The organism is Streptomyces sp. NPDC028711, from assembly GCF_055565415.1.
In genome coordinates this window covers 46,617-72,189 of sequence record NZ_JBVHUJ010000003.1, presented here as the reverse complement: position 1 = coordinate 72,189, position 25,573 = coordinate 46,617, and the positions used below count along the sequence as shown (strand labels likewise).

Here is a 25,573-nt window from a genome sequence, read left to right as displayed (position 1 = left end):
GGCCGGGGGGCTTGTGCCGAGTGGAACACGTTCCTAGCATCTCCGGTGTTACATCATTGGTGTCACACACGTCTGGGGGCTCGATGAGCACGACGCACACCGCCGGGAACGGCCCGCTCACGGGGGTACGCGTGGTCGAGCTCGCGGGCATCGGGCCCGGCCCGTTCGCCGCGATGCTCCTGGCCGACCTCGGCGCCGACGTCGTCCGCGTCGACCGCCCCGGAGGACCCGGCCTCGGCATCGACCCGGCCCGCGACCTCACCAACCGCAACAAGCGCTCCGTCCTCGTCGACCTCAAGGCCGACGGCGGCCCGGACACCGTCCTCGACCTGGTCGAGCGCGCCGACATCCTGATCGAGGGCTACCGGCCGGGCGTCGCCGAGCGCCTCGGCGTCAGCCCCGACGCCTGCCTCGCCCGCAATCCGCGCCTCGTCTACGGGCGGATGACCGGCTGGGGCCAGGACGGGCCGCTCGCGGCGACCGCGGGCCACGACATCGGCTACATCGCGATCACCGGCGCGCTGGGCATGATCGGCCCCGACCCGGACGGCCCGCCCACCGTCCCCGCCAACCTCGTCGGCGACTACGCGGGCGGCTCCCTGTACCTCGTCATCGGCGTCCTCGCCGCGCTCCAGCACGCCCGCGCACACGGCGAGGGCCAGGTCGTCGACGCCGCCATCGTGGACGGCACCGCGCACCTCACCACGATGATCCACGGCATGCTCGCGGCCGGCGGCTGGCAGGACCGGCGGGGCGTCAACCTCCTCGACGGCGGCTGCCCCTTCTACGGCGTCTACGAGACCTCCGACGGCGGCCACATGGCGGTCGGCGCGCTCGAGGAGCAGTTCTACGCGGAGTTCGTCCGCCTCCTCGGCGTCGAGGAGGCCGCACCCGCCCGCCGCGACCTCGCCCGCTGGCCCGAACTGCGCGAGGCCGTCGCCGAGCGCTTCCGGAGCCGTACCCGCGAGGAGTGGAGCGCCGTCTTCGAGGGTTCCGACGCCTGCGTCGCCCCTGTCCTCTCCCTCCGCGAGGCCCCCGCCCACCCGCACCTCGCGGCCCGCGCGACCTTCGTCGAGCGCGACGGAACGGCCCAGCCGGCGCCCGCCCCGCGTTTCTCCGTGACTCCCGGCACTCTCCGTACGGGCCCCGCCCTGCCCGGTGCCGACACCGCCGCCGTCGCCCGCGACTGGGGCGTACCCGCTGTGAAGACCCAGGAGACCGAAGCATGAAGCGTCAGCTCTACACCGCCGACCACGAGGCCTTCCGGTCCACGGTCCGCACCTTCCTGGAGAAGGAGGTGCTGCCCCACTACGCACAGTGGGAGGAGGACGGCATCGTCTCCCGCGAGGTCTGGCTCGCCGCCGGACGGCAGGGGCTGCTCGGCCTCGCCGTCGACGAGGAGTACGGAGGCGGCGGCAACCCCGACTTCCGTTACGGCGCCGTCCTCGCCGAGGAGTTCACCCGGGCCGGCGCCCCCGGACTCGCCATCGGCCTCCACAACGACATCATCGGCCCCTATCTGACCTCGCTCGGCACCGAGGAGCAGAAGCGGCGCTGGCTGCCCGGCTTCTGCTCGGGCGAGATCGTCACCGCCATCGCCATGACCGAACCCGGCGCGGGCTCGGACCTCCAGGGCATCCGTACCACCGCCGAGGACCACGGCGACCACTGGATCCTCAACGGCTCCAAGACCTTCATCTCCAACGGCATCCTCGCCGACCTCGTGGTCGTCGTCGCCCGCACCACCCCCGAGGGCGGGGCGCACGGCCTCTCCCTCCTGGTCGTCGAGCGCGGCGCCGAGGGCTTCGAGCGCGGCCGGAATCTGGACAAGATCGGCCAGAAGTCCCAGGACACCGCCGAGCTGTTCTTCCACGACGTCCGCGTCCCCAAGGAGAACCTCCTCGGCGAACTCAACGGCGCCTTCATCCACCTCATGACCAACCTCGCCCAGGAACGCCTCGCCATCGCCGTCGCCGGCATCGCGGGCGCCGAGCACCTCCTGGAGATCACCACCCGGTACGTCAAGGAGCGCGAGGCCTTCGGCCGGCCCCTCGCCAAGCTCCAGCACATCCGCTTCGAGATCGCCGAGATGGCCACCGAGTGCGCCGTCACCCGGACCTTCGTCGACCGCTGCGTCACCGAGCACAACGAGGGGGGACTCGACGCCGTCCACGCCTCCATGGCCAAGTGGTGGGCGACCGAACTCCAGAAGCGGGTCGCCGACCGCTGCCTGCAACTGCACGGCGGATACGGCTACATGAGCGAATTCCCGGTCGCCCGCGCCTACACCGACGGCCGGATCCAGACCATCTACGGCGGCACCACCGAGATCATGAAGGAGATCATCGGCCGTTCCCTCCTCGGCTGACCTCCCCGCCCCACGCACACCACCCTCACCCCTCGCGAAAGGCTTTCCGTGAGCACCGAAGCGTACGTGTACGACGCGATCCGCACCCCGCGCGGACGCGGCAAGGCCAACGGCTCCCTGCACGGCACCAAGCCCATCGACCTGGTCGTCGGCCTGATCCGGGAGATCCAGACCCGCAACCCCGGCCTCGACCCGGCCGCCATCGACGACATCGTCCTCGGTGTCGTCGGCCCCGTCGGCGACCAGGGCTCCGACATCGCCCGCATCGCGGCCATCGCCGCCGGACTCCCCGACACCGTCGCCGGCGTCCAGGAGAACCGCTTCTGTGCCTCCGGCCTCGAAGCGGTCAACATGGCCGCGATGAAGGTCCGCTCCGGCTGGGAGGACCTCGTCCTCGCCGGCGGCGTCGAGTCCATGTCCCGCGTGCCGATGGCCTCCGACGGCGGCGCCTGGTTCTCCGACCCGATGACGAACCTCGACACCAACTTCGTCCCGCAGGGCATCGGCGCCGACCTCATCGCCACCATCGAGGGCTTCACCCGCCGGGACGTCGACGAGTACGCCGCCCTCTCCCAGGAGCGCGCCGCCGCCGCCGTCAAGGACGGCCGCTTCGCCCGCTCGATCGTGCCCGTGAAGGACCGCGCCGGGCTCACCGTCCTCGACCACGACGAGTTCCTGCGCCCCGGCACCACAGCCGACTCCCTCGCCCGCCTCAAGCCCTCCTTCGCCGACATCGGCGAGCTCGGCGGCTTCGACGCGGTCGCGCTGCAGAAGTACCACTGGGTCGAGGAGATCGACCACGTCCACCACGCGGGCAACTCCTCGGGCATCGTCGACGGCGCCTCCCTCGTCGCCATCGGCTCCAGGGAGGCCGGCGAGCGGAACGGACTGGCCCCGCGCGCCCGTATCGTCTCGGCCGCCGTCTCCGGCTCCGAACCGACCATCATGCTCACAGGACCCGCCCCCGCGACCCGCAAGGCGCTCGCCAAGGCCGGGCTCACCATCGACGACATCGACCTGATCGAGATCAACGAGGCCTTCGCGGCCGTCGTCCTGCGCTTCGTCAAGGACATGGGGATCTCCCTGGACAAGGTCAACGTCAACGGCGGAGCCATCGCGCTCGGCCACCCGCTCGGCGCCACCGGAGCGATGATCCTCGGCACCCTCGTCGACGAGCTGGAGCGGCAGGACAAGCGCTACGGCCTCGCCACCCTCTGCGTGGGCGGCGGCATGGGCATCGCCACCGTCGTCGAGCGCGTCTGACCGTCCCGTCCGCACCCCTCAAACGGAGAAGCATCAGTCATGAGCGAGAGCACCACCATCCGCTGGGACCAGGACGCGACCGGGATCGTCACCCTCGTCCTCGACGACCCCGACCAGTCCGCCAACACCATGAACCAGGCCTTCCGGGCCTCCATCGTCGCCGTCGCCGACCGCCTCGAGGCCGAGAAGGACTCCGTCCGCGGCATCATCTACACCTCCGCCAAGAAGACCTTCTTCGCGGGCGGCGACCTCAAGGACATGGTCAAGGCGGGCCCCGAGCACGCCCAGGACATCTTCGACGCCGCCCTCGCGATGAAGAACGCGCTGCGCCGCATCGAGACCCTCGGCAAGCCGGTCGTCGCCGCGATCAACGGGGCCGCGCTCGGCGGCGGTTACGAGATCGCGCTCGCCTCCCACCACCGGGTCGCGCTCGACGCCCCCGGTTCCAAGATCGGTCTGCCCGAGGTCACCCTCGGCCTGCTGCCGGGCGGCGGCGGCATCGCCCGCACCGTACGCCTCATGGGCATCACCGACGCCCTCCTCAAGGTGCTGCTCCAGGGCACCCAGTACGCCCCGCAGCGCGCCCTGGAGAACGGCCTCGTCCACGAGGTCGCCGCCACCCCCGAGGAGATGATGGCCAAGGCCATCGCCTTCATCGACGCGCACCCCGAGTCCCGCCAGCCCTGGGACGTCCCCGGCCACCGGATCCCGGGCGGCACCCCGTCGAACCCGAAGTTCGCCGCCAACCTGCCGGCCTTCCCCGCCAACCTGCGCAAGCAGCTGGGCGGAGCCCCCTACCCGGCGCCCCGCGCCATCATGGCCGCCGCCGTCGAGGGCTCCCAGGTCGACTTCGAGACCGCGGCCACCATCGAGTCCCGCTACTTCACCGAGCTCGTCATCGGCCAGACCGCGAAGAACATGATCCAGGCGTTCTTCTTCGACCTCCAGGCCGTCAACTCCGGCGCCAGCCGCCCCAAGGGCGTCGAGCCCCGCCAGGTCCGCAAGGTGGCCGTCCTCGGCGCCGGCATGATGGGCGCCGGCATCGCGTACTCCTGCGCCCGCGCCGGCATCGAGGTCGTCCTCAAGGACGTCTCCGCCGAGTCCGCCGCGAAGGGCAAGGCCTACTCGGAGGCGCTCTGCGCCAAGGCCGTCTCCCGCGGCCGCACCACCCGGGCGAAGGCCGACGCGCTCCTCGCCCGCATCACGCCGACCTCCGACGTCCAGGCCCTGGCCGGCTGCGACGCGGTGATCGAGGCGGTCTTCGAGGACACCGCGCTCAAGCACAAGGTGTTCCAGGAGATCCAGGGCGTCGTCGCCCCCGACGCGCTGCTCTGCTCCAACACCTCCACCCTGCCGATCACCGTCCTCGCCGAGGGCGTCGAGCGCCAGGCCGACTTCGTCGGCCTGCACTTCTTCTCGCCCGTCGACAAGATGCCGCTCGTCGAGATCATCAAGGGCGAGCGGACCGGCGACGAGGCCCTGGCCCGCGCGTTCGACCTGGTCCGGCAGATCAACAAGACGCCGATCGTCGTCAACGACTCGCGCGGCTTCTTCACCTCGCGGGTGATCGGCCACTTCATCAACGAGGGCGTCGCCATGCTCGGTGAGGGCATCGAGCCCGCCTCGATCGAGCAGGCCGCCGCCCAGGCCGGCTACCCCGCCAAGGTCCTCTCCCTGATGGACGAGCTGACCCTGACCCTGCCCCGCAAGATCCGCAACGAGACGAAGCGGGCGGTCGAGGAGGCCGGCGGCACCTGGACCACCCACCCCGGCGAGGCCGTGATCGACCGCATGGTCGACGAGTTCGGACGGCCCGGACGCAGCGGCGGCGCGGGCTTCTACGAGTACGGCGAGGACGGCAAGCGCGGCAGGCTCTGGCCCGGCCTGCGCGAGCACTTCGCCAAGCCCGGGTACGAGATCCCGTTCCGCGACATGCAGGAACGGATGCTCTTCGCCGAGGCCCTGGACACCGTCCGGCTCCTCGAAGAGGGCGTCCTGACCTCGGTCGCCGACGCCAACATCGGCTCCATCATGGGCATCGGCTTCCCGGCCTGGACCGGCGGCGTCCTCCAGTACGTCAACGGCTACGAGGGCGGTGTCGCCGGCTTCACGGCCCGCGCGCGCGAGCTGGCGGAGACGTACGGCGAGCGGTTCACCCCGCCCGCCCTCCTGGTGGAGAAGGCCGGGCGCGGCGAGGTGTTCAGCGACTCCTGAACGCGGCCCGCAGCTCCTCGCTCAGTGAGCGCTGGAAGGCGGTGACGAGGGCCTGGACCACGATCGGCTGCATATGGGCCGAGAGCGACCGCATGGCGCTCAGGTGGTCCGGGTCCTCCCCGCTCTCCCGGTACGGGCTCCACACCCGCTCCTGGAAGAGCCGGGACAGCTCCTGGGCGGCGGCGCGCGCGTGCTCCAGGAGCACGGTCCGGGAGGCGAGGATCGTCTCGTGCTCGATCGGCACGTCGAGCATCTCCACACCGAGCCGCAGCAGCGCCCCGTCCAGCCGGAAGGTGTCGGTGTCCTCGGTGTCCCCGGCCCCCGTGTCGGCGGTGCGCTCGAGGACGCCCATCGCGGCCAGCCGGTCGATGTCCCGCTCCGTCAGGGCCCGCCCGGCGCGCCGCTCCAGGTCGCGGAGGGTGATGTCCTCCGCGGACTCGGGGGCCCAGGAGGCCACGAGGGCCCGGTGGATGGCGAGGTCCTGGGCGCTGAGGTCGGGCGGCAGCTGCTCCACGTACCGCTCGATCGCCGCGAGCGTCATGCCCTGCCGCTGGAGCTCCTCGATGAGCGCGAGCCGCGACAGGTGCCCCGGCCCGTAGTGCCCGACCCGCCGCGGACCGATGACGGGCGGCGGCAGCAGTCCCCGGGTCCCGTAGAACCGCACGGTCCGCACGGTGACCCCGGCCCGCGCGGCGAGCTCGTCGACGGTATAACTCGGGACGTCCGCGTCCGGAAGGCTCGTACGGGCGGGGTCCACACCCGCCGGGCTCGTACCGGGCACGTCCCCGTCCGGCACATCCGTCTCGCCGCTCCCGACGCCCATCCGAGGTGCCCTCACTTCCCCTGCGGTCGACCCGCCGGTACGGGTCCCTTGAACAGTATTGCTGTCTCACCACCCGTGTAAAAGCCCGCCGCCCCTTCAGGAGTCCGCGAGCGCCGTGTCGTCGAGGAGCCGGCGGAGCCACAGGTGGGCGGGGTCGTCGGTGAGACTTCCGTGCCAGATCGCGCTGACGGTGTACGAGGGCATCGGAATCGGCGGCTCGGCCGTGGCCAGGTCAAGGAGGTCGGCATAGATCTCGGCCGCATGGCTCGGCACGGTGGCCAGGGCCGGCAGGGTCGCGAGCTGGAGGGCGGCTCCGGCGAAGTGGGTGGTCGAGGCGATCACCCGCCGGTCGAGCCCCCGCGCCTCCAGGACGTCGTCGACGATGCCGCGCCGGCCGTCGTAGGAGATCAGCAGATGGGGACGGGCCAGGAAGTCGTCGAGTGCGAGGGGGACGGGGAGCGGCAGCAGCCGGGGGTTGAACAGGCAGGTGTAGCCGGAGGTGAAGAGGTCCCGGCGGCGGTGGTCGGCGCGGTGCGCCGGGGCGGCGGCCACGCCGAGGTCGACCTCGCCCCGGTCGATCATGTCGGCGACGGTGTTGCGGCTGGCCTGCCGTACGGCGAGCCGGATGCCCGGGAGCCCCGCCGTGGCCCGCAGCAGGCGGGGCATGAGCGCCGCCTCCAGATCGTCCGACATGCCCAGGGTGAAGGTGCGCCGGGCGGTGGCCGGGTCGAAGCGGTCCCGGTCGGTCACCGCCCCGTGGACGAGCCCGAGCGCCGGCTCGATCCGGCGGGCCAGCGCCACGGCGCGCGGGGTGGGCGCGACGCCGCCGCGGGTACGGGTGAACAGCTCGTCGTCGAAGAGCCCGCGCAGCCGGCCGAGGGCGGCGCTGGTGGCGCCCTGGCTCAGATGCAGGGCGGCGGCGGCCCGGGTGACGCTGCGCTCACGCATCAGGGCGGCGAAGACGACGAGCAGGTTGAGGTCGGCCTTCCGGAATTCGGTGTCATAGATGTCGATCATCGTGAGAATCAGTTTGCCGGATGAGGGTGCGGTTCCTAGCGTCGACACCATGACTCCGACTCCCGCACAGCCCCGTCGCACCGTCACCGCCGCCGTCGTCCAGGCGGCCGCCCCGCTGTTCGACACCCCGGCCGCGGTGGCCCGGGCCGAAGAGCTCATCCGTGAGGCCGCAGCCCGGGGCGCCGAGGTCGTCGTCCTCCCCGAGGCGTTCATCGGCGGCTACCCCAAGGGGCTCGACTTCGGCGTCACGGTCGGCAGCCGCACCCCGGCGGGCCGCGAGCTCTACCGCCGCTACCACGCAGCGGCCGTCGAGATCCCCGGCCCCGAGGTCGAGAGCCTGGCCGCCGTCACCCGCGAACTCGGCTGTCACGCCGTCGTCGGCGCGGTCGAACGCCGGGGCGGCACGCTGTACTGCGTCGCCCTCTTCCTCGGCCCCCACGGCTATCTGGGTCTGCACCGCAAGCTCATGCCCACCGCCGCCGAGCGGTACCTCTGGGGTCAGGGCGACGGCTCCACCCTCCCCGTGGTGGACACCGGCACCGCCCGCCTGGGCGCGGCCATCTGCTGGGAGAACTACATGCCGCTGCTGCGGACGGCGATGTACGCCAAGGGCGTGGACCTGTGGTGCGCGCCGACCGTCGACGACCGCGACGCCTGGCAGGCCACCATGCGGCACATCGCCCTCGAAGGCCGCTGCTTCGTCCTCGGCGCCGCGCAGTACCTGCGCAGGGATGCCCTCCCCGCCGACCTCCACCCTGTCCAGGGCGACGAGCCCGACACCGTGCTCATCGGCGGCGGATCCGTCATCGTCTCCCCGCTGGGCGAGGTCCTCGCCGGGCCGCTGCGCGACGGCGAGGGCATCCTGACCGCCGAACTCGACCTGGACGACCTCGCCCGCGCCCGCTTCGATCTCGACGCCACCGGTCACTACGCCCGCCCCGACGTCTTCACCCTGCACGTCGACGAGACCCCGCGCGCCACCGTCACCGGCGGCTGACGGTACGGCGCACCCCGGGCCGGCAGTAGACTCGGCGTCCGTGGCGGATACACAGTACGAAGACCTGTTGAAACTGGTGCTCACCTCCGGGACGGCCAAGGCCGACCGGACGGGAACGGGGACCCGGAGCGTCTTCGGACACCAGCTCCGCTACGACCTCTCGCAGGGGTTCCCGCTGGTCACCACCAAGAAGGTGCACCTCAAGTCGATCGTCTACGAGCTCCTGTGGTTCCTGCGCGGAGACTCGAACGTCGGCTGGCTGCGGGAGCACGGTGTCACCATCTGGGACGAGTGGGCCGACGCGGAAGGCGAGCTCGGCCCGGTCTACGGCGTGCAGTGGCGGTCCTGGCCGACCCCCGACGGCCGGCACATCGACCAGATCAGCCAGGTCCTCGACACCCTGCGCGACGACCCGGACTCGCGCCGGATGATCGTCTCCGCCTGGAACGTCGCCGAACTGGACCGGATGGCGCTCGCCCCCTGCCACGCCTTCTTCCAGTTCTACGTCGCCGACGGCAGGCTCTCCTGCCAGCTGTACCAGCGCAGCGCGGACCTCTTCCTCGGCGTGCCGTTCAACATCGCCAGCTACGCGCTGCTCACCCACATGGTGGCGCAGCAGACGGGGCTCGAACCGGGCGACTTCATCTGGACCGGCGGCGACTGCCACATCTACGACAACCACGTCGAGCAGGTCACCGAGCAGCTGTCGCGCACCCCGTACGACTTTCCCGAGCTGCGCCTCCACAAGGCGGACTCGATCTTCGGCTACGCCTTCGCGGACGTGGAGATCGTGGACTACCGGCACCACCCGGCCATCAAGGCCCCGGTCGCGGTATGAGCGGCGACGGCATGGACATCGGACTGATCTGGGCGCAGACCCCCGAGGGGGTGATCGGGGCGGGCAACGCGATCCCGTGGCGCCTCCCCGAGGACATGGCCCACTTCAAGGCCACGACCCTCGGCCACCCCGTGATCATGGGACGCAAGACCTGGGACTCGCTGCCCGCGCGTTTCCGTCCGCTCACCGGCCGGCGGAACATCGTGGTGACGCGTGACCCGCACTGGACGGCCGAGGGCGCGGAGCGCGCCGGATCCATCGACACGGCCCTCGCCCTGGCGGCGGACTCCCCGGAGCCGACGGGCGCGGCCTGGGTGATCGGCGGCGGCGAGATCTACCGCGCGGCCCTCCCGTACGCCAGAACCCTGTCGGTGACGGAGGTCGACGCCCCGGTGACGGGCGACACCTACGCCCCACCGCTCGACCCGACGTGGCAGCTCACCGCCGACACGGACTGGCACCACTCGACAACGACCCTCCGCTACCGCATCCGCCGGTACACCCGCCCATAAACCCCACTCCACAGACAGCCCCGCCGACGAACCTTCCGGCGGGGCCGCGCTGTCAGTGGCGCGGCGTAGCGTGATCGACATGACCGGCATCACGTACGTCCAGGGGGACGCCACCTCGCCGCAGGCCAAGGGCGTCAAGATCATCGCCCATGTCTGCAACGACATGGGCGGCTGGGGCAAGGGCTTCGTCGTGGCGGTCTCGCGCCGCTGGAGCGAGCCGGAGGCGGCCTACCGGCGGTGGCACCGCGAGCGCTCGCGGAACGACTTCGGCCTCGGCGCCGTCCAGCTCGTCCAGGTCGAGCCGTACGTCTGGGTGGCGAATCTGGTGGGGCAGCGGGGGATACGCACCGGTCGCAGCAGCGGCGTGCCCGTGCGGTACGAGGCGATCGACGCCGCGCTCGGGCTGCTCGCCGACAGGGCGGCCGAGCTGGGGGCCTCCGTCCACATGCCGCGCATCGGCTGTGGGCTCGCCGGGGGATCCTGGGAGCGGGTCGAGCCTCTGATCGTGCGTCGGCTCGTGGCGCGGGGGATACCGGTCAGCGTGTACGACTTCGGTGCGTAAGGGGCGCGTGGCCGGGGTGTGATCGGCGGTTCGACGGGTGACGGCTAGAGTCTGCGGCTGTTCGGACCGGGGGAATGGGAACAGGGGAGTCAGATGTACACGCAACTCAGGGAGACGGCCCACGAATTGGCCGGAGTCCTGTGGCGGGAGCACACCGTCTATCGGGAGCGGGGCGGCGGTGTGGTGATACGGGGCGAGCACGTGCGGCGCTGGATCAGCCTCGGTCCGACCGGGGGCAAGGACCAGGCGCTGCTGCGTGCGGGGCGGCTTCTCGACGGCGGGACCACCGCCCCGGCCAGGACCGAGGTGGTCGTCGATCTGACGGCCGGGACGGCTGAGCTCGCGACGGTCTGCCGCCGGCTGCTCGCCGACGTCGCCGCGGTCGCCGAGCCGGCCTCCGCCCCGCGCGCGGCGACGCCCGGGAAGCGGAGCAGGCCGGGTCGGGCGGCGCGTGCCGCCCGACCCGGCCGGCCCCGCAGGGCGCGACACACGAGCCTGGGCTCCGTCGTCGTGCTGCTCTGTGTCGCCGGGGTGCTCGGTGCCTGGCTCTACAGCCTCTTCGGCGGGTACGGGTACTGAGGTCAGAACCCGGTGACCGGGTAGTGGTCGGAGAGGTTGGTGTACGTGTACCGCGTGCCCCAGCTGGAGACCGTCCAGGGGGAGCTCTCCTCCAGGATCACATGGTTGGTCCAGCCGGCGGGGCGGGCGTTCCCGGCCCGGTGGAGGACGTAGTCGAGGTCCTCGCGCGGGTCGTCCGGGTAGCGCTCGGAGGCGATCGAGTTCAGGTCGGTGTCGAAGGAGTACGGGTGGCCCGTGCGGGCGTCGGCACCGGCCAGGCCCGCGTCCGCGAGCATCGTGCCGTACTCGGACGTGTGCGAGTCGACGTTCATGTCGCCCGCGACGATCACCTGCTCGTTCGCCGGGATGTTCTTGGCGTCGAGGAAGGCGTCCATCGCCTTGAACTGGCGGCTGCGCATCTGCGCCGCCTCGCCTGCCGAGCATCCCGGGTCGGTGGACTGGGCGTGGGTGCCGACGACATGGACCCGGCTGCCGTTCACATCGAGGACGGCGTACGCGAAGCCCTTGTTCGAGTACCAGTCGGCGCCGCAGGCGTCCTTGTAGACGTACTGCTCCTTGCGGACGATCGGCCACTTGCTGAGGATCGTCACTCCGCCGTCCTCGGGCGTGGTCGTGGAGTACGCGCCGCCGGTGGCGTCCCAGCCGCTCTTGCTCCGGCCGATCACGGGCGTCTGGTGCGGGTACTGCGCGGCGGCGTTCGCCTTGAGCGCGTCCGACGCGGCGTTGTCGAAGGCCTCCTGGAGGACGACGACGTCCTGCCCCTGGAAGAAGGAGGCGGCGGGAATCGCCTTGGCCCGGTGGTCCTGGCCCCAGTTCGGGTACAGCGACTTCGAGAACAGGAACGCGTTATAGGAAAGCACCTTCAGGCGCGGGGTCTCGGCGGCCGTCGCGGAGGCGGCGGTCGCGCCCGGCGCGGTCGCCGCCAGGGTGGCCGCGGCGAGCGCGAGGGAAAGGGCGGCGCCGGGGGTACGGCGGAACGCGGCGAACGACACGTGAACTCCCATGAGGGTGTGGGGGGTTGACCTGGCGCCGCACATACAATCAGCCGTGGTTACCTTCCGGTAGCCTCTGGGTGCCGGGAATCTTGCCGAGCTCGCACAAGCACGCCAACTCTCTGACCCATGTCTGATTTGTGGTGTTTCCGTCCAGGTAGAATGCGCGCATGACCCTCGCGAGCAACTCAACGATCTTCAAGATGGACCTCGGTCCGCTCAACCCCGTCTGGGCAGAGCTCATCCTCGGCCTGGTGCTGTTCGGACTCACCTTCCTCATCCTGGCGAAGGGCATCCTGCCGAAGATCCGTCGGACCCTCGACGAGCGCGAGGACGCCATCGACGGCGGCACCGAGCGCGCCGACGACCTGCGCTCCGAGGCCACGCAGATCCGTGAGCAGTACGAGGCGGAGCTCGCCGAGGCCCGTCACGAGGCCGCCCGCATCCGCTCCAAGGCCGTCGAGGAGGGCTCGGTCGCCATCGCCGCCGCCCGCGCCGAGGGCAACGCCGAGCGCGAGGCGATCCTCGCCGCCGGTGCCGAGAAGATCGCCGCCGAGCGCGCCGCCGCCGAGCGCGAGCTCACCGCGGACGTCGACGCCTGGGCCCACGCCCTCGCCGCCCGTATCGTCGGCGAGCCGGTCGGCGCCGACCGCGCCTGATCCGTACTCCTCGCAAGGGGCCGTCACCGGGACCACAGGACCCGGGTGCCGGCCCCTTCGTCGTGGGTGGCAGCCTGGAGGGTGAGGAGAACCCCATGGAACACGCGCAGCCCGACCGCCCCGCCGCCGACCCCGTCCCGCCCCCCGTCGGCGGAGTGCTGTGGAGCGTCGCCGGCGACATCCGGGCCCTCCTGATGCTGCCCGCCGCCCTCACGATGCAGGTCGCGCACCCCGCGATCGGCGCCGGGGTGGACGCGCACTCCGTCTTCCGGACGGACCCCTGGGGCCGCGGCGAGCGCTCCCTGCGCTCCCTCCAGCTGTGGATCTACGGAGGCGAGGACGCCGCACGGGAAGGGCGCCGCCTGCGGGAGCTGCACCGCACCATCCAGGGCACCGACGCCCACGGGCGCCGCTACCACGCCCTCACCCCCGCCTACTACTCCTGGGTGCACGCGACCGGCTTCCCCGTCTACACCTGGGGGCTCCGGCTCCTCGCCCGCCCCCTCACCGAGGCGCAGGAGCGGCAGCTGTACGCCGAGTGGCTCCAGGTCGGCCGGATCCTCGGCATCCACGACCGTGACATGCCACAGACGATCGAGGAGTTCTGGCCGTACTACCGGAAGGTCCTGGCGGAGGAGCTGGAGGCGACCGTCGTCGTCCGGGAGCTGCTCGACCCCGACCAGCCGGTGCCCGCCCCCGACCGGGGCCCGCTGCCGCTCCGGTTCGCCCTGCGGCTGCTCTGGCCCGTCCTGCGCCGCCCGTTCCTGCGACTGCGGGCCTTCCTCACGGTCGGCCTGATGCCGCCGGACGCCCGGGAGGCCATCGGTCTTGAGTGGACGGCGGAGCAGGAGCGCGCCCTGCGCCGCTTCGCCCGGGTCGTCCGCACCGTCGTCCCGGTCCTGCCGGAACGGCTGCGCTATCTGCCCCTGGCGAGGAAGGCACGCGAGGCGGCCCGCCACGCGTCGCGACGCTGACGGACCGGCCGGGGTGACCGTGCGGCTCCGGTGACCGCACGGCCGGGTCGGCCGCGCGGTCCCGCTCCTCGTACCCGTCAGTGCGTGTGGCGCTCCCCGGTCTCGTGGATCGTGTTCGTCTCCGCGATCTTCTTCCATGACTTCGGCGCCACCGGCTGCGTCCGCACCGTCGCTCGCGCCGCCGGCCCCGCGGCCGGAGCGGACAGACCCGCCGCGGCCGCCGTCGACGCGGACGGCTTCGACGGCGTGTACAGCCAGGTGTCGAAGAGCCCGGCCAGCGGCTTGCCGGAGACCCGCTCGGCGTACCGGACGAAGTCGGAGACCCGCGCGTTGCCGTAGGCGAACTCCTGCGGCCAGCCCTTCAGGATCGCGAAGAAGTCCTCGTCGCCGATCTCGTTGCGCAGGGCCTGGAGCGCCAGCGCGCCCCGGTCGTAGACGGCGATGTGGAACTGGTTCTCCGGGCCCGGGTCACCCGGCTTCACCGTCCAGAACGGGTCCTCCGCCGTCCGGATGGCGTACACGTGGTCCGCCAGCTCCTGGGCGCTGCCCTCGCCCTCCTTCTCCGACCACAGCCACTGGCTGTAGCGGGCGAAGCCCTCGTTGACCCAGATGTCCTTCCAGTCGCGGACGGAGACGCTGTCGCCGTACCACTGGTGGGCCAGTTCGTGGACGACCACCGACACGTTCGCGCCGTTGGCGAACTGCCGCGGGCTGTAGAACGGCCGGGTCTGCGTCTCCAGGGCGAAACCGCTGGTCACGTTCGGCACGTACCCGCCGAGGGAGTTGAAGGGGTACGGCCCGAAGAGCGACTCCAGCCACTCCGCGACCTCGGTCGTGCGCTCGATGGAGGCGCGTGCCGCCCCGTCGTTGTCGCCGAGGTCCTTGCTGTACGCGTTGAGGACCGGCAGTCCGTTCGCCGTCCTGTCCGTCGTGATGTCGAACCTGCCGACGGCGAGCGTGGCCAGATACGTCGCCTGCGGCTTGTTGGAGCGCCAGTTGAAGCGGGTCCAGCCGAGCCGCGAGGACTGCGACTGCAGCACGCCGTTGCTGATGGCCTGGTGGCCGTCCGGCACCGAGACGGAGACGTCGAAGGTGGCCTTGTCGAGCGGGTGGTCGTTGGACGGGAACCACCAGACGGCCGAATCCGGCTCCTGCGCGGCGACTCCGCCGTCCGGGGTGCGGGCCCAGGCCGTCCAGCCGTCGACCTTCACCTCGGAGGGCTTGCCCGCGTAGCGGACGACGACCGAAACCGTCTTGTTCCGCTCCAGCGGGACTGCCGGGGTCACCTCCAGCTCGTGGGCGCCCGAGGCGGTGAACGTCGCCGGGCGGCCGTTGACCCGGACCTCGCTGACGGCCAGGCCCAGGTCGAGGTTGAACCGGGACAGGTTCTGCTTCGTCGTGGCGAGGATCGTCGCCGTACCTTCGAGCAGGTCGGTCGCGGGCTGGTACTTCAGCCGCAGGTCGTAGTGGGAGACGTCGTAGCCGCCGTTGCCGCTGGCGGGGTAGTAGGAGTCGCCGATGCCGGACGCCCCGGGCACGAAGTCGGCCGCCGATGCCGGGATCGCCAGCAGCAGGGAGGCCGCGAGGGCGCTCGGAACGATGATTCTGCGGTGCACAGGTGCTCCCCAAGTCATAAGAAACGTAAGACGCGCGGGTGGTCGTCGGTCCTTGGTCCGGACACTATTCAGCTGCCCGACGCACCGTCACGTCCAGAGGACCCCCTGTCACACGATCGCCATTCGGCCGATACGAACACTTCCCTCTCCGGGGTCACCCCGAATCCCCCCTGATTCCCTCGGGCACTCTTTTGCACGGGAGTTGACCGGGGTACGTTCCCGCCCATGCCGATGCGAATGCGGAGACCCCGCGGAGCCCGACTGCCGTACGGAACCCTCGTGGCCGCGGCCACCGCCGCCCTGCTCGCGACCCTGGTCACGCCCGCGGGAGCGCGGCCGGAGCCGGCCGCGCCCGCAGCGTGGGAAGCCTCCTCCGCGCCGCCCGTGCGGGAGTCCCGGCCCGTCCACTCGTACGCCGACGCCATCCGTGAGTCCGTCTGGGTCGACACCGGACTCGACGGCGACGGCGACGGGCGCGCGGACCGGGTCGCCGTCGACATCGTCCGCCCCCGTGAGACCGCGGCGGCCGGCCGGAAGGTCCCGGTCATCATGGACGCCAGCCCGTACTACGCCTGCTGCGGGCGCGGCAACGAGAGCCAGAGGAAGACCTACGACGCCGACGGGAACCCGGTCCGGTTCCCGCTCTTCTACGACAACTTCTTCGTCCCCCGGGGCTACGCCTTCGCCGCCGTCGACCTCGCGGGCACCAACCGCTCCGACGGCTGCGACGACGTCGGCGGGCGCTCCGACGTCCAGTCGGCCAAGGCCGTCGTCGACTGGCTGAACGGCCGGGCCCGTGGCTACACCTCCCGTACGGGCGACACCCGCGCCCGCGCCACCACCTGGACCACCGGGAACGTCGGCATGATCGGCAAGAGCTGGGACGGCACCGTCGCCAACGGCGTCGCCGCCACCGGCGTCGAAGGGCTGAGAACGATCGTCCCGATCGGCGCCATCTCCTCCTGGTACGACTACTTCCACTCCCAGGGAGCCCCCCTCTACAACGCCAACCCGAGCTGGCTCTCCGAGTACGTCAACAGCCCCGAGGCGCGGGCCCGCTGCGGCGCCGTCCAGGACCGTGTCGCCGCCGGCACCCCCTACAGCGGCGACTGGACCCCGGCCTGGACCGAGCGCGACCACGTACGGGACGCGGGGAAGGTCAAGGCCAGCGTCTTCGTCGTGCACGGGCAGCAGGACCTCAACGTGCGGGCCGGACAGTTCGGCCGGTGGTGGGACGCGCTCGCCGCCCATGGCGTCGAGCGGAAGATCTGGCTCTCCCAGACCGGCCACGTCGACCCCTTCGACTTCCGGCGCGCCGACTGGGTCCGGACCCTGCACCGCTGGTTCGACCACTACCTCCTCGGCCACGACAACGGCATCGACCGCGAGCCGGTCGCCGACATCGAGCGCGCCCCGGACCGCTGGACCACCGACCGGCACTGGCCGCCGCGCACCACCGCCACCACCACCCTGCGCCCCGCCCCCGGTGCCGAGGCGGGCCCGGGCGTCCTCGGCCGTGTCCCCGCCGCCGCCGGTTCCCGCGCGACCTTCACCGACGACCCGGCCCTCGGCGAGCTCGACTGGGCGGCCCGGATCGACACCGCCACCCCCGAGAAGGCCGGGTTCGTCACCCGCCCCCTCTCCCGTGACCTGCGGATCTCCGGCTCCTCGAAGGTGACGGTCACCGCCACCCCGACGACCGCCACCGCACATCTCTCCGCCGTCCTCGTCGACCTCGGGCCCGACACCATCCGCGACTACGGTGCCCCCGGCGAGGGGATCACCACCCTCGCCGACCGCAGTTGCTGGGGTGCGAGCACCCTGGGTGACAGCGCCTGCTTCAAGGAGACCGAGGCCCGTACGGCCGACGTCGGGTACACGGTCGTCAGCCGGGGCTGGGCCGATCTCGGCACCTGGGCCGACCCGGGCAAGGAGCGGCCGCTGACCCCCGGCAGGGCGTACACGATGACCCTGGACCTCGCGTCCACCGACCATGTCGTCCCGGCGGGACACCGGCTCGCGCTGATCGTCGGCGGTACCGACAAGGACCTGCTCGACCCCCCGTCCACCACCCCGACCCTGACTCTCGACCTCGCCCGCACCTGGGCGAAGGTGCCGCTGGTCGGAGGCGCCCCGGCCTTCGCCCGGGCCACCTCGGGCCCGCACCCGGTCGTGCCCTCGCCCACCGCCGTACCGTCCCTGAGCGGTGCCGAACCGCCGGTCGCCGTCACGGGTCCGCGTCTCCCGGGAGCGGGAGCCGCCCGATGAACCCCCTCACCGCACAGCGCGGTTCGCGGCGAGCCCTCGGCCTCGTCGCGGCCGCCGCCGCCCTCGCCCTGCCGCTCGTCACCGTCCCGGCCAAGGCGGCGGACAGCGCTCCCGCGAAGCCGCTCCCGCGCACCGGGTTCGAGACGAGCGGGGGCGCCCGGTGGACCACCGAGACCGAGGAGAGCGACTTCCTCGCGGCCGTCGACCGGGCGAGCGAGCGGGTGTCGCTGCGCCGGATCGGCACCACCGCGCAGGGCCGCCCGATCCGGCTCGCCACCCTCGGTACGGGCCGCACCACCGTGCTGCTCGTCTGCAGCCAGCACGGCGACGAACCGGCGGGCCGCGAGGCCTGTCTGAGCACCGTGCGGGACCTCGCCGACGCCCGGGACCGGGAGACCCGGCGCTTCCTCGCCCGTACGACGCTTCTCGTCGTGCCGACCGCCAATCCCGACGGGCGGGAGGCCGACACCCGGGGCAACGGCGACGGGGTCGACGTCAACCGCGACCACATCGCGCTGCGGACCGCCGAGGCGCGGGCCGTCGCCGCCGTGATCCGCGACCGGCGCCCCGAACTCGTCTACGACCTGCACGAGTACGGGGCCACCCCCCGGTACTACGACAAGGACCTGCTCGCCCTCTGGCCCCGCAGCCTCGACGCCGATCCGCACGTCCACGACGAGTCCCGGACCCTCTCCGAGAGCTACGTCCGGCCCGCCGCCGGACTCGCCGGATACAGCAGCGGCATCTACGGCATCTGGACCGACCCCCTCACCGGCAAGCCGCTCAAGCAGGTCGCCGGAGACGGCCAGGAGCGGATCCTGCGCAACACGGCCGGCATCAAGCACGCGGCCGGCCTGCTCGTCGAGACCCGCGTGGACGCCTTCGACGAGGCCGAGCAGAACGATCCGGCGCGCAACCACCGGCGTCGGGTCGCCACCCAACGCGCCGCCCTCGAAGGCGCCTTCACCTATGTCGAGGAGCGCCGCGGACCGCTCAAGGCCGCCACCGCCGCGGCCCGGCACGCCGGATTCGCCGACCGGGGACCGGTCTTCCTCGGGGGCGCCGACAACGATCCGCCGGAGCCGGGGGAGATCATCGCCGACCCGCCGTGCGGGTACCGGCTCGACTCCGGACAGTACGCGGAGGCGGGCGACGAGCTCGCCCTGCACGGCGTCACCGTCCGGCCGGAGGGGGCGGGGGTGTTCGTACCGCTGAGCCAGTCGCAGCGCGCGCTCGTCCCGCTGCTCCTGGACGCGCGGGCCACCTATCACCTCGTCAGTGGGAGTCCTGTGGAGGAGTGTTGACGGTGGCGTGCCGCCGGGCCGAAAGCGCGGGACCCCATGGTTTGCCGGTGTAAAGTTACCCACTGGTACTGACCATGCCTCGAACAGGTCCCCACGGCCTGGAAGTTGGAGAACCACCATGCGTTTCACGAAGCCCGCGCGCCGCGTCCTGCCGGCCCTGATCGCCACGACGCTGCTCGCCGGAAGCGTGCTGATCGGCCAGACGGTGACCGCCGAACCGGCGTCCGCCGCCACCGTCACCTGCAATGTCAACAAGCTGCGCACCGAAGCCCGCAAGGAGCGCGACAGGGCCGCCCAGCTCAAGCGCCTCGGCGCCACGACGGAGGCCCGCAAGGCCCTCGCCCGCTCCGACGCTCTGGAGCGGCGCGCCCGCCAGTGCGCCGACGCGGAGAACAACAACCGCCCGCCGCTCTGGAAGTAGCGAAGCACGCGGGGCGGGTCCGGTCCGAGAGGACCGCACCCGCCCCGCGGTCGTACCCGCCGCATGTCCGTTCCCGGCCGTAACCACCCGCGGCCGCGCCCGCCACCACCATCACCTCGCTCTCCCGACCGGTCCGTACCGGGACCGGGACATTTCCGGGACGGATCAGCCATGGAACAGGGCCCCTGACCGGGGAATGCTTGCGGCATGCCGGCCGCGTACACGACCCTCGACCTCGCCCCCGCCGTCCTCCCGGACGGTCTCCTTCCGGGCGGCTTCCCCCGTCCCCGGCCCGACGACGTCGATCTCGTCGTCGACGGCAGAGCACTGCTGCACCGGCTCCACGAGGCCGACGGCGCGGTCTCGCCCCTGGCGGCCGACCTCCCGCCCGCCCTCCGCGCCGAGCACGTCCGACGGCTCCTCGACCCCACGCCCTCGCTCGCGGGCGGCCGCCAGGTGATCTACTCCTGCCCCGACTGCGAGGACCCCGGCTGCGGAGCGGTCACCGCCGTCGTCGAGCGCGCGGGCGGGAACGGCGAGTCCGCCGAGGACGGCGCGGACATCATCTGGCGCGACTTCGCCTGGCAGACCGGCCCCCTCACGGACCCGGCGCGCGAGGGATACCCCGGCGTCGGCCCGTACCGCTTCCACGGAGCCCGCTACCGGGCCGTCCTGCTGCGCCTGGGGACGGAGCCCCACGCCCCGAGCCAGAGGCCCGATACTTCCGTCGCCTAGGATTCGTTCCCTGATGACTGCAACCCTCGTCGCCAAGGACCTCGCCGCCGGCCACGGCGAACGCACCCTCTTCGCCGCGCTCGACCTCGTCGTCGCGCCCGGCGACGTGATCGGCCTCGTCGGTGTCAACGGCGCCGGCAAGTCGACCCTGCTGCGGCTGCTCGCCGGGATCGACACCCCGGAGGAGGGCGAGCTCCGGCTCTCCCCGCCCACCGCCGCCGTCGGCCACCTCCCGCAGGAGCCGGAGCGGCGCGCGGGGGAGACCGTGCGCGAGTTCCTCGCCCGGCGCACCGGCGTCGCCGCCGCCCAGGCGGCCATGGACGAGGCCACCCAGGGCCTCGTCGACGGCACGCCCGGCGCCGACGACGCGTACGCCGCCACCCTGGAGAGCTGGCTGAACCTCGGCGGCGCCGACCTCGACGAGCGCGCCGAGGAGGTCGCCGACTCCCTCGGCCTCACCGTCGGCCTCGACCAGCCGATGACCGCCCTCTCCGGCGGCCAGGCCGCCCGCGCCGGTCTCGCCTCGCTCCTCCTCTCCCGCTACGACGTCTTCCTGCTCGACGAACCCACGAACGACCTGGACCTCGAGGGCCTGGAGCGCCTGGAGTCCTTCGTGAAGGGGCTGCGGGCCGGGACGGTCGTGATCAGCCACGACCGCGAGTTCCTCACCCGTACCGTCACCAAGGTCCTCGAACTGGATCTCGCCCAGCAGCAGATCACGCTGTACGGCGGCGGCTACGAGGCGTACCTGGACGAGCGGGACAGGGCCAGGCGGCACGCCCGCGAGGACTTCGAGGAGTACGCCGGCAAGAAGGCGGCCCTCGAAGCGCGCGGCCACATGCAGCGGTCCTGGATGGACAAGGGCGTCAGGAACGCCCGCCGCAAGGCCACCGACGGCGACAAGCTCGGACGCAACGCGCGCAGCGAGGCCAGCGAGAAGCAGGCGGCCAAGGCCCGCCAGACGCAGCGCATGATCGAACGCCTCGACGTCGTCGACGAGCCCCGCAAGGAGTGGGAGCTGCGCATGGAGATCGCGGCCGCGCCGCGCTCCGGCTCGGTCGTCGCGACCCTGCGCGAGGCCGAGGTGCGCCGCGGCGACTTCTCCTTCGGCCCGGTCACCCTGCAGATCGACTGGGCCGACCGGGTCGCCGTGACCGGGGCCAACGGCGCCGGGAAGTCGACCCTGCTCGCCGCCCTCCTCGGCCGGCTGCCGCTGGACGAGGGAGACGCGGTCCTCGGCTCGGGCGTCGTCGTCGGCGAGGTCGACCAGGCGCGGAAGCTCTTCCACGGTACGGAGACGCTCCTGGAGGCGTTCTGCGCGGCCGTGCCCGAGACGGAGCCCGCCGAGGTCCGTACCCTGCTCGCCAAGTTCGGCCTCAAGGCCGTCCATGTGATGCGGCCCGCGACCACGCTCTCCCCGGGCGAGCGGACCCGCGCCGCCCTCGCCCTGCTCCAGGGCCGTGGCGTGAACCTGCTCGTCCTCGACGAGCCGACCAACCACCTGGACCTGCCGGCCATCGAGCAGCTGGAGTCCGCGCTCGACTCGTACACCGGCACCCTGCTGCTCGTCACCCACGACCGGCGGATGCTCGACGCGGTCCGCACCACCCGTCGCATCGAGGTCGCCGACGGCAAGGTGACCGAACTCCGATGACGGTCTCCTTCGGCTGGGGGCCCGTCGAAGCACGGGTCCTCGCCGCCTCGGCCGCCTGCGTGGTCGTCGTGGACGTGCTGTCCTTCACCACGGCCGTGGGCGTCGCCGTCGAGGGCGGCACCGCCGTCCTTCCGTACCCCTGGCGGGACGCCACGGCCCTCGCGTACGCACGGGAGCGGGACGCCGTCCTCGCCGTCGGCCGGAGCGAGGCCACCGAGGCGCACCCGTGGACGCTCTCCCCGGCCGCTCTGCGCGCGGCGCCCGTACCCTGGCCCGACCGTCTCGTCCTGCCGTCCCCGAACGGCTCCACGATCGCGGCCGAGGCGGCCTCGTGCGGCGCGACCGTCATCGCCGCCTCGCTGCGCAACCACTCGGCCGTCGCCCGCCGGCTCACCGACCGGGGCTACGGCACGGCGGACCGCCCGATCGCGGTCATCGCCTCCGGCGAGCGGTGGCCCGACGGCTCGCTGCGCCCGGCGCTCGAAGACCTGCTCGGCGCGGGAGCGGTGCTCTCCGCCCTCGCGGGGACGCACACCCTGACCCCGGAGGCGACCGCGGCGGCCACGCTGTGGTCGGCCACGGAGGACCCGGTCGCCGCCTTGCACGGCTGCGCATCGGGCCGTGAACTGTACGCGTACGGCTTTCCGCAGGACGTGGCCGTGGCCGCGGAGGTCGACGGCTCGACGGCCGTCCCCGTCCTCGTGGACGGCGCTTTCCAGGAGGCACCATGACCGACCTACTGACCCGGCTGACCGAGATGCTGGACGATCTGGACGCGGACGTCGACGAGACGATCGACCTCGCCGACGAGATCGCGGCCTCGGGCGACGCCGGTCTGCTGCCGCGCCTCCAGGCGGAGCTGGACCGCGCCCTGGCCGAACGGAACGCCTACGCCCGTGAACTCCTCGGCGGTGTCCTCGCCGCCATCGGCGGCCCGGAAGCCCTTCCCGCGCTGATCCGCGCCTCCGCCGTCGACCTCGGTGACGACCAGGACGGCCTGGCCGCCGAGATCGTCGACCTGGTCCAGGCGGACCCCGGGACGGCCCGCGCCCGGCTCCAGCCCCTCACGGACGACGACGACCTCTCCGTCGCCCACCGCGCCGACTGGGCCATGCGCTTCCTGCCGTAGGACCGAAGACCCCCGTGACGAGGCCACAGCCCGCCGGGCTGTGGCCTCGTGTCACACAGGAGGGTCAGCGGCGCTTGCCGCCGCCCTCGCCCAGGAGTCCGGCCTTGCGCAGGGCGTCGGCCATCGCGCTGTTCGCGGGCGCGGGCGCGGAGGACCGGTCACGGCCGCCGCGCTCGGGCTGTCCGCCCCGGCCGTTCCGGTCGCCCTGGCCGCCGCCGCCCCGGTTGTCGCGGCCCCGCTCGGGCTGCCCGCCCCGGTTCCCGCGCTCGCCCCGGCCGCCGCCGCCCTGCCGCTGCTGCGGCGGCCGCCCGGAGCGCTCGCCCCGCTCGCGCCCGGGTGCCCCCTCCGGGGCCTCCGCGCCCGGCCGGTCGTCGAGCCGCAGCGTCAGTGAGATCCGCTTGCGCGGGATGTCCACGTCCTGGACCTTGACCTTGACCACGTCGCCGGGCTTCACCACGTCGCGAGGGTCCTTGACGAAGTTCTTCGACATCGCCGACACGTGGACCAGACCGTCCTGGTGCACACCGATGTCCACGAACGCCCCGAAGGCGGCCACGTTGGTGACGACCCCTTCGAGGACCATGCCGGACTCCAGGTCGCCGATCTTCTCGACGCCGTCCTTGAAGGTGGCCGTCCTGAACGCCGGACGCGGGTCGCGGCCCGGCTTCTCCAGCTCGCGCAGGATGTCCGTCACCGTCGGCAGACCGAAGGTCTCGTCGACGAAGTCGTCCGCCCGCAGCGAGCGCAGCGTGCCCGTGTCACCGATGAGCGCCGCGACCTCGCCGCCCGTCGCCTTCACCATCCGGCGCACCACCGGGTACGCCTCGGGGTGCACCGACGAGGAGTCCAGCGGGTCGTCGCCGCCCCGGATGCGGAGGAAGCCCGCGCACTGCTCGTACGCCTTCGGGCCGAGCCTGGCCACGTCCTTGAGCGCCCGGCGGGAGCGGAAGGGGCCGTTGGCGTCCCGGTGCGCGACGATGTTCTCGGCGAGGCCGGAGCTGATGCCCGAGACCCGCGAAAGGAGCGGCGCGGAGGCCGTGTTGACGTCGACGCCGACGCCGTTCACACAGTCCTCGACGACCGCGTCGAGGGAGCGCGAGAGCTTCACCTCGGCCAGGTCGTGCTGGTACTGGCCGACGCCGATGGACTTCGGGTCGATCTTCACCAGCTCCGCCAGCGGGTCCTGGAGCCGCCTGGCGATGGACACGGCACCGCGCAACGACACGTCGAGGCCGGGGAGTTCCTGCGAGGCGAACGCGGAGGCCGAGTAGACCGAGGCGCCCGCCTCCGAGACCATCACCTTGGTCAGATTCAACTCGGGGTGCTTCGCGAGGAGTTCGGCCGCCAGCTTGTCCGTCTCGCGGGAGGCCGTGCCGTTGCCGATCGCGATCAGCTCGACCGCGTGCTCCTTCGCGAGGCGCGCCAGCCTGTCCAGCGCCTGGTCCCACTTGTTGGCGGGCACGTGCGGATAGATCGTGTCGGTGGCCACGACCTTGCCGGTGGCGTCGACCACGGCGACCTTCACGCCCGTACGGAAGCCGGGGTCGAGGCCGAGCGTCGCCCGGGTGCCGGCCGGCGCGGCGAGCAGCAGATCGCGCAGGTTCGCCGCGAAGACCCGGACCGCCTCGTCCTCGGCGGCCGTCCGGAGCCGCAGCCGCAGATCGATCCCGAGGTGGACGAGGATGCGGGTCCGCCACGCCCAGCGGACGGTGTCCTGCAGCCACTTGTCCCCGGGGCGCCCCCGGTCGGCCACGCCGAAGCGGTGGGCGACGATCCCCTCGTACGAGGAAGGTCCCTCCGTGGGTTCCTCCGGCTCCAGGTCCAGGCTGAGGACGTCCTCCTTCTCGCCGCGCAGCATGGCGAGGATCCGGTGCGAGGGCAGCGCCGTGAACGGCTCGGCGAAGTCGAAGTAGTCGGCGAACTTCGATCCCGCCTCCTCCTGGCCCTCGCGGACCTTCGCCACGAGCCGGCCCCGGCCCCACATGCGCTCGCGCAGCTCGCCGATGAGGTCGGCGTCCTCGGAGAACCGCTCGGCGAGGATCGCCCGCGCGCCCTCCAGGGCCGCGGCGGCGTCGGCGACGCCCTTGTCCGCGTCCACGAAGGCAGCGGCGGCGGCCGAGGGCTCCACCGACGGGTCGGCGAGCAGCCCCTCCGCCAGCGGTTCGAGACCGGCCTCGCGCGCGATCTGGGCCTTGGTCCGGCGCTTCGGCTTGAAGGGCAGGTAGATGTCCTCCAGGCGCGCCTTGGTGTCGGCTGCCCGGATCCGGGCCTCCAGCTCCTCCGTCAGCTTGCCCTGCTCGCGTACGGAGTCGAGGACCGCCTTCCGGCGGTCCTCCAGCTCGCGCAGATAGCGCAGCCGCTCCTCGAGCGTGCGCAGCTGCGCGTCGTCGAGCATCTCCGTCGCTTCCTTGCGGTAGCGCGCGATGAACGGCACGGTGGAACCGCCGTCGAGCAGCTCGACGGCTGCCTTCACCTGTCGCTCGCGTACGCCGAGTTCCTCGGCGATCCTTGCTTCGATGGACGTCGTCACGGTGTCCCGACTCGCCTTCTCGTGCCTCAAGCTTGCGAGTGCATTGTGCCGGGTCGCTCACCCGTACGCGGCATCCGACCCGTTTACGCGCGCGCCGGGCCACCGTGCCTCGGCGCGT

The 25,573-nt window shown here is 72.4% G+C and carries 23 protein-coding genes; 18 read left to right on the top strand and 5 right to left on the bottom strand.

Annotated elements, in window-relative coordinates; translation table 11 throughout:
- Nucleotides 1-83: 83 nt before the first annotated feature.
- From ACZ4VK_RS11470 to ACZ4VK_RS11455, 4 genes are read left to right on the top strand one after another with little or no spacing between them, the layout of a single operon-like run.
- Complete coding sequence (locus ACZ4VK_RS11470; protein WP_468350970.1) at nucleotides 84-1,229, top strand: CaiB/BaiF CoA transferase family protein; 1,146 nt, start codon at nucleotides 84-86, stop codon at nucleotides 1,227-1,229.
- Complete coding sequence (locus tag ACZ4VK_RS11465; RefSeq protein WP_468350968.1) at nucleotides 1,226-2,368, top strand: acyl-CoA dehydrogenase family protein; 1,143 nt, start codon at nucleotides 1,226-1,228, stop codon at nucleotides 2,366-2,368. Before ACZ4VK_RS11470 ends, ACZ4VK_RS11465 begins: the two co-directional genes overlap by 4 nt.
- A gap of 48 nt (nucleotides 2,369-2,416) precedes the next feature.
- A complete protein-coding gene (locus ACZ4VK_RS11460; RefSeq protein ID WP_468350966.1) occupies nucleotides 2,417-3,631 on the top strand; it encodes an acetyl-CoA C-acetyltransferase in 1,215 nt (404 codons plus the stop codon).
- Between the two features lie 39 nt (nucleotides 3,632-3,670).
- Nucleotides 3,671-5,845, top strand: coding sequence for a 3-hydroxyacyl-CoA dehydrogenase NAD-binding domain-containing protein (locus tag ACZ4VK_RS11455; RefSeq protein WP_468350965.1), 2,175 nt, complete (start codon nucleotides 3,671-3,673; stop codon nucleotides 5,843-5,845).
- Here ACZ4VK_RS11455 and ACZ4VK_RS11450 read toward each other — a convergent pair.
- Complete coding sequence (locus ACZ4VK_RS11450; RefSeq protein ID WP_468350963.1) at nucleotides 5,832-6,668, bottom strand: MerR family transcriptional regulator; 837 nt, start codon at nucleotides 6,666-6,668, stop codon at nucleotides 5,832-5,834. The genes ACZ4VK_RS11455 and ACZ4VK_RS11450 overlap by 14 nt on opposite strands.
- Nucleotides 6,669-6,764: 96 nt before the next feature.
- Complete coding sequence (locus tag ACZ4VK_RS11445) at nucleotides 6,765-7,685, bottom strand: LysR family transcriptional regulator (protein ID WP_468350962.1); 921 nt, start codon at nucleotides 7,683-7,685, stop codon at nucleotides 6,765-6,767.
- A 49-nt stretch (nucleotides 7,686-7,734) separates the two neighbouring features.
- Here ACZ4VK_RS11445 and ACZ4VK_RS11440 point away from each other — a divergent pair, with 49 nt between their 5' ends.
- The 5 genes from ACZ4VK_RS11440 (at nucleotide 7,735) to ACZ4VK_RS11420 (ending at nucleotide 11,173) form a co-directional block, all read left to right on the top strand.
- Complete coding sequence (locus tag ACZ4VK_RS11440; RefSeq protein WP_468350961.1) at nucleotides 7,735-8,682, top strand: nitrilase-related carbon-nitrogen hydrolase; 948 nt, start codon at nucleotides 7,735-7,737, stop codon at nucleotides 8,680-8,682.
- Nucleotides 8,683-8,722: 40 nt separating this feature from the next.
- Entirely contained in the window at nucleotides 8,723-9,520 is a 798-nt protein-coding gene (locus tag ACZ4VK_RS11435; protein ID WP_468350959.1) for a thymidylate synthase, read from the top strand.
- Nucleotides 9,521-9,531: 11 nt separating this feature from the next.
- Nucleotides 9,532-10,032 carry a dihydrofolate reductase gene (locus ACZ4VK_RS11430; RefSeq protein WP_468350957.1) on the top strand — a complete coding sequence of 167 codons (501 nt, stop codon included), beginning with the start codon at nucleotides 9,532-9,534 and terminating at the stop codon, nucleotides 10,030-10,032.
- Between the two features lie 79 nt (nucleotides 10,033-10,111).
- Nucleotides 10,112-10,594, top strand: a complete 483-nt coding sequence (locus ACZ4VK_RS11425; RefSeq protein WP_468350955.1) for a macro domain-containing protein — start codon at nucleotides 10,112-10,114, stop codon at nucleotides 10,592-10,594.
- 93 nt (nucleotides 10,595-10,687) lie between these two features.
- Nucleotides 10,688-11,173, top strand: a complete 486-nt coding sequence (locus ACZ4VK_RS11420) for a hypothetical protein (RefSeq protein WP_468350953.1) — start codon at nucleotides 10,688-10,690, stop codon at nucleotides 11,171-11,173.
- Nucleotides 11,174-11,175: 2 nt separating this feature from the next.
- Here the strand turns inward: ACZ4VK_RS11420 and sph are convergent, their stop codons facing one another.
- A complete protein-coding gene (gene sph / locus ACZ4VK_RS11415) occupies nucleotides 11,176-12,177 on the bottom strand; it encodes a sphingomyelin phosphodiesterase (RefSeq protein WP_468350951.1) in 1,002 nt (333 codons plus the stop codon).
- 158 nt (nucleotides 12,178-12,335) lie between these two features.
- Here sph and ACZ4VK_RS11410 point away from each other — a divergent pair, with 158 nt between their 5' ends.
- Together ACZ4VK_RS11410 and ACZ4VK_RS11405 are read left to right on the top strand one after the other, a co-directional pair.
- Nucleotides 12,336-12,824 (top strand): F0F1 ATP synthase subunit B family protein, encoded by a 489-nt coding sequence (locus ACZ4VK_RS11410; protein ID WP_468350949.1) that lies wholly within the window; start codon nucleotides 12,336-12,338, stop codon nucleotides 12,822-12,824.
- Nucleotides 12,825-12,919: 95 nt separating this feature from the next.
- Nucleotides 12,920-13,798: an oxygenase MpaB family protein gene (locus ACZ4VK_RS11405; protein ID WP_468350947.1), complete on the top strand. Its 879-nt coding sequence runs from the start codon at nucleotides 12,920-12,922 to the stop codon at nucleotides 13,796-13,798.
- Between the two features lie 77 nt (nucleotides 13,799-13,875).
- Here ACZ4VK_RS11405 and ACZ4VK_RS11400 read toward each other — a convergent pair whose 3' ends face one another.
- On the bottom strand, nucleotides 13,876-15,414 hold the full coding sequence (locus ACZ4VK_RS11400) for a M1 family metallopeptidase (RefSeq protein ID WP_468350945.1): 1,539 nt from the start codon (nucleotides 15,412-15,414) through the stop codon (nucleotides 13,876-13,878).
- A 231-nt stretch (nucleotides 15,415-15,645) separates the two neighbouring features.
- On the opposite strand from ACZ4VK_RS11400, the gene ACZ4VK_RS11395 reads away from it, so the two are divergent.
- The 7 genes from ACZ4VK_RS11395 (at nucleotide 15,646) to ACZ4VK_RS11365 (ending at nucleotide 22,925) form a co-directional block, all read left to right on the top strand.
- Nucleotides 15,646-17,682: a Xaa-Pro dipeptidyl-peptidase gene (locus ACZ4VK_RS11395; protein ID WP_468352002.1), complete on the top strand. Its 2,037-nt coding sequence runs from the start codon at nucleotides 15,646-15,648 to the stop codon at nucleotides 17,680-17,682.
- Nucleotides 17,679-18,986 (top strand): M14 family metallopeptidase, encoded by a 1,308-nt coding sequence (locus tag ACZ4VK_RS11390; RefSeq protein ID WP_468350943.1) that lies wholly within the window; start codon nucleotides 17,679-17,681, stop codon nucleotides 18,984-18,986. The genes ACZ4VK_RS11395 and ACZ4VK_RS11390 overlap by 4 nt, the downstream gene beginning before the upstream one ends.
- A gap of 118 nt (nucleotides 18,987-19,104) precedes the next feature.
- Complete coding sequence (locus tag ACZ4VK_RS11385; protein WP_468350942.1) at nucleotides 19,105-19,407, top strand: hypothetical protein; 303 nt, start codon at nucleotides 19,105-19,107, stop codon at nucleotides 19,405-19,407.
- A gap of 207 nt (nucleotides 19,408-19,614) precedes the next feature.
- Nucleotides 19,615-20,142, top strand: coding sequence for a hypothetical protein (locus tag ACZ4VK_RS11380; RefSeq protein WP_468350940.1), 528 nt, complete (start codon nucleotides 19,615-19,617; stop codon nucleotides 20,140-20,142).
- Between the two features lie 13 nt (nucleotides 20,143-20,155).
- Nucleotides 20,156-21,796 (top strand): ABC-F family ATP-binding cassette domain-containing protein, encoded by a 1,641-nt coding sequence (locus tag ACZ4VK_RS11375; protein ID WP_468350938.1) that lies wholly within the window; start codon nucleotides 20,156-20,158, stop codon nucleotides 21,794-21,796.
- The gene (locus tag ACZ4VK_RS11370) at nucleotides 21,793-22,527 is read left to right on the top strand and encodes a 2-phosphosulfolactate phosphatase (RefSeq protein WP_468350936.1); all 735 of its coding nucleotides are present in this window, start codon (nucleotides 21,793-21,795) and stop codon (nucleotides 22,525-22,527) included. Before ACZ4VK_RS11375 ends, ACZ4VK_RS11370 begins: the two co-directional genes overlap by 4 nt.
- Entirely contained in the window at nucleotides 22,524-22,925 is a 402-nt protein-coding gene (locus tag ACZ4VK_RS11365; protein WP_468350935.1) for a hypothetical protein, read from the top strand. The genes ACZ4VK_RS11370 and ACZ4VK_RS11365 overlap by 4 nt, the downstream gene beginning before the upstream one ends.
- Before the next feature lie 64 nt (nucleotides 22,926-22,989).
- On the opposite strand, the gene ACZ4VK_RS11360 is transcribed toward ACZ4VK_RS11365, so the two are convergent.
- Entirely contained in the window at nucleotides 22,990-25,455 is a 2,466-nt protein-coding gene (locus tag ACZ4VK_RS11360; RefSeq protein ID WP_468350933.1) for a Tex family protein, read from the bottom strand.
- Between the last annotated feature and the right edge of the window lie 118 nt (nucleotides 25,456-25,573).

Coding starts and splice junctions, on each gene's coding strand:
- ACZ4VK_RS11445 (WP_468350962.1), bottom strand. CDS start 7,685: ATGATCGACATCTATGACACCGAATTCCGGAAGGCCGACCTCAACCTG.
- sph (WP_468350951.1), bottom strand. CDS start 12,177: ATGGGAGTTCACGTGTCGTTCGCCGCGTTCCGCCGTACCCCCGGCGCC.
- ACZ4VK_RS11410 (WP_468350949.1), top strand. CDS start 12,336: ATGACCCTCGCGAGCAACTCAACGATCTTCAAGATGGACCTCGGTCCG.
- ACZ4VK_RS11470 (WP_468350970.1), top strand. CDS start 84: ATGAGCACGACGCACACCGCCGGGAACGGCCCGCTCACGGGGGTACGC.
- ACZ4VK_RS11425 (WP_468350955.1), top strand. CDS start 10,112: ATGACCGGCATCACGTACGTCCAGGGGGACGCCACCTCGCCGCAGGCC.
- ACZ4VK_RS11440 (WP_468350961.1), top strand. CDS start 7,735: ATGACTCCGACTCCCGCACAGCCCCGTCGCACCGTCACCGCCGCCGTC.
- ACZ4VK_RS11385 (WP_468350942.1), top strand. CDS start 19,105: ATGCGTTTCACGAAGCCCGCGCGCCGCGTCCTGCCGGCCCTGATCGCC.
- ACZ4VK_RS11370 (WP_468350936.1), top strand. CDS start 21,793: ATGACGGTCTCCTTCGGCTGGGGGCCCGTCGAAGCACGGGTCCTCGCC.
- ACZ4VK_RS11395 (WP_468352002.1), top strand. CDS start 15,646: ATGCGAATGCGGAGACCCCGCGGAGCCCGACTGCCGTACGGAACCCTC.
- ACZ4VK_RS11390 (WP_468350943.1), top strand. CDS start 17,679: ATGAACCCCCTCACCGCACAGCGCGGTTCGCGGCGAGCCCTCGGCCTC.
- ACZ4VK_RS11465 (WP_468350968.1), top strand. CDS start 1,226: ATGAAGCGTCAGCTCTACACCGCCGACCACGAGGCCTTCCGGTCCACG.
- ACZ4VK_RS11450 (WP_468350963.1), bottom strand. CDS start 6,668: ATGGGCGTCGGGAGCGGCGAGACGGATGTGCCGGACGGGGACGTGCCC.
- ACZ4VK_RS11455 (WP_468350965.1), top strand. CDS start 3,671: ATGAGCGAGAGCACCACCATCCGCTGGGACCAGGACGCGACCGGGATC.
- ACZ4VK_RS11430 (WP_468350957.1), top strand. CDS start 9,532: ATGGACATCGGACTGATCTGGGCGCAGACCCCCGAGGGGGTGATCGGG.
- ACZ4VK_RS11405 (WP_468350947.1), top strand. CDS start 12,920: ATGGAACACGCGCAGCCCGACCGCCCCGCCGCCGACCCCGTCCCGCCC.
- ACZ4VK_RS11365 (WP_468350935.1), top strand. CDS start 22,524: ATGACCGACCTACTGACCCGGCTGACCGAGATGCTGGACGATCTGGAC.
- ACZ4VK_RS11380 (WP_468350940.1), top strand. CDS start 19,615: ATGCCGGCCGCGTACACGACCCTCGACCTCGCCCCCGCCGTCCTCCCG.
- ACZ4VK_RS11375 (WP_468350938.1), top strand. CDS start 20,156: ATGACTGCAACCCTCGTCGCCAAGGACCTCGCCGCCGGCCACGGCGAA.
- ACZ4VK_RS11420 (WP_468350953.1), top strand. CDS start 10,688: ATGTACACGCAACTCAGGGAGACGGCCCACGAATTGGCCGGAGTCCTG.